Below are 2614 nucleotides of genomic sequence, written 5' to 3' on the forward strand. Positions count from 1 at the left end.
TCCGATGATCTGTTCTTCTGCGAACCGGGAACGCTTCATTCCGTCCGCCTCCTTGATTGCGACGGACTCTACCAAATCTTGGAGAAATTTTAGGGACTCAGGTCAGGCTCAGGTCAACGGAACTGCCGGTACATTGGGGCCTTGCGATGGCTCTGATGCGGCGTAACGCGTCGGAAAGTGAGCTGCAGGCCAATATAGCGCTTACATATTCCGCAAGATGAATGCGGTGCGGAACTCACTCATGACCGGTGGCATAGTGATCTCAAGCTTTGGAGGGCGCCCTATTTTAGCGGACAGTTCAGCTTTTGAGATAATGCTCCGATGTGCTCCTTTGGGGGAGCCATCTTCAGCGCAGGGTGCGGGTGGATTTCGTTGTAGTCTTCGATCCATCCCTCGATCCTCCGGAGTGTTGTGTCTGCGTTCGGAATAGGCGGATATTGGGAGGATTATGGATATGATTGGTACGGCGGAAGCTGAAGCCCTCGGCGTGAGACTTCGAGGGCATCGCAAACACCGGCTGCGGGGTTGATTGGTTAAATCGACCCGCGTGGTTACGCGCCACCAGGGGAAGCAATATAAAGCAGCGCATTCATCACTGTACACAAGTCTGTTTTGTGAGGACGGCCAAGGCAGTTCGATCAAACGCGATTTCGTATTTAATAAATCGCTTGCATAGCGCGAACTGCCTCGGGCATATTATTGGCGAGCGTTACAGTTGAGGCTTTCGTGATCTTCATCGTATGTCAAAAATCTGATTGAATCATAACCTACTGAAATCGCTAAACATTTTTTGAACAAGCTCTAAGGCTGAATGCAGTTCCACAATGCCCGGATCGACAATCTGGAAAAACATGCTGCGGGCTTATGAAGTCCGGGAAAAGCCCGGAATCAGATCGATGAGGCTCATATGCACGTCTTAGAAGCCACAGCGAAAGCAAAGACTGCACCAATCCAGCCGCCGCTTTACGACGCGCAAAATATCGATCATTTTCTCGGAGAAGAAAACCAATCCATACGCCCAGATGATGACGCGTGCTGGCTTCCGCTTGGCGGTTCCCTCGATGTCGACATTCCGCTTAGCGCGACAGGCGAAATCCAGATATGCTTTTCCATTCGGAGTGCAAGCCGGGAGGGCGTAACCGAGAGAATTCAGATTACACCGATATTCGATGATGTTTCCCATGAAACAGCGAGCCTGAGTTTAACCATTGCCGACGGTAAAGTAGCATTCCGAATTGCCACGCCTGAAAACTATACCAAATTCACGATCCGATTCAGCGGCGGTCATGATGCAGTCATCAATAATCAGTATAGTGTTCTTGTAGCTCCGCGAGGAATATCTGTCATCATAGGAGTGCATAAGGAAGAGTTTTTTCTTTCAAAGGTGATGGAATCTATTTTATCCCAGGATCTGGATAAAGGAAGATTTGAAATCATTTTTGTTGAAAACGGTGAAAAAGATGGTTCTGGTGCGATAATAAAAGAATTCATATCGAATAATCGAAAAATTAAAACTAAATATTTTTATAGTGAAATAAAATCTCTGTCTAATGCACGAAACATAGGCATCGGTCTGGCAAATTTTTCGCATATAACTTTTGTCGACTGTGACGACACTATATCCGATTCTTATCTTAAGTCTATGTATGAGCGTTTGGACGCTAAATATATATCATGTTCTAATATAGTTAATGTTTATGAAGATGGCAAAAGAGAATATAATAATATTATAAATGAATCTCTGCTTAATTTAAAGGAGAAATCTTCCTTCCTGATTCAGCAGGCTTCAAGCTTAGCTGCTATATCAGCATGCAAGGCCGTCCCAACGTTTATGGCGCGCTGCGTTCCTTTTCATACACATCTGAAAAATGGTGAAGACACACCATTCTATTGTGAAATATATGCCCGTTTTCCCTTAATTAAATTGAATGCTGACGATGATAACGATCGCTGTGTATACTACAGGCTTATGAGATCCGGCTCCTTATCTCGCCAACCTCTTGACTATGGGTTCAACGTGCGTGAACGGCTTGCTGTTATTAAGGAGATATCCCGCACTTTGTCTCTGACACAAGACAAAGCTATTCATTCGTTCAATCTATCAAAAATTATTGGGCAAATTGGATTTATAAACCAGTATCTTCAGTCGTTTCCAAATGAATATATTAGGGTAACAGAAGAAATAAATTCTTATAATATACAGCATTTTCCGATGGATCGCCTAAAAGGAAACTCAACCGCGAAGTGAATGTTTAGGAAGTGTATTTTTCTCGTGCTAGTGGATTGTGGGCTGGCAATCAGGGTGAAGCATGGTATCGGATAAAGGCTGGAGCGAACAGTTTGCCCCCCTGCTGTGCAGGCGCTACCGTTGTCGGACAGATGTTCAATGGCATGTGGTGCTCTGGCGGAATTGAAGCGCTTCTCGACTGCCTCCAACATCATATCGTGGATGTCTGAACCGGATATCCCGCTGGCATTGGCAACGACCGCCCACGAGATGGCTTCCCGATCAAGCGCAACGTAACCGCCCGATTGTTACCGTGGGGAATATGTCTTGACACGTTCGACGACTTCCTGGTCGTCGACAAAGCATTCGAGGAATTCTTGCCATTTT

General features: G+C 45.7%; 1 protein-coding gene and 2 pseudogenes. 1 reads left to right on the forward strand and 2 read right to left on the reverse strand.

Annotated elements, in window-relative coordinates:
* Positions 1-281 precede the first annotated feature (281 nt).
* A pseudogene (locus FHS76_RS22695) lies at positions 282-428 on the reverse strand (integrase core domain-containing protein); the annotation flags it as partial.
* A 479-nt stretch (positions 429-907) separates the two neighbouring features.
* Between FHS76_RS22695 and FHS76_RS22390 the strand changes: the two are divergent.
* On the forward strand, positions 908-2248 hold the full coding sequence (locus FHS76_RS22390) for a glycosyltransferase (protein WP_183658531.1): 1341 nt from the start codon (positions 908-910) through the stop codon (positions 2246-2248).
* 32 nt (positions 2249-2280) lie between these two features.
* Here FHS76_RS22390 and FHS76_RS22705 read toward each other — a convergent pair.
* Positions 2281-2517, reverse strand: a pseudogene (locus tag FHS76_RS22705) (IS3-like element IS426 family transposase); the annotation flags it as partial.
* Positions 2518-2614: the final 97 nt, after the last annotated feature.

This window comes from Brucella daejeonensis, from assembly GCF_014199265.1.
Classification (GTDB): Bacteria; Pseudomonadota; Alphaproteobacteria; order Rhizobiales; family Rhizobiaceae; genus Brucella; species Brucella daejeonensis.

Bases quoted from the DNA above. Each gene is read 5' to 3' on its own strand.
- FHS76_RS22390 (WP_183658531.1), top strand. From the start codon at position 908: ATGCACGTCTTAGAAGCCACAGCGAAAGCAAAGACTGCACCAATCCAG.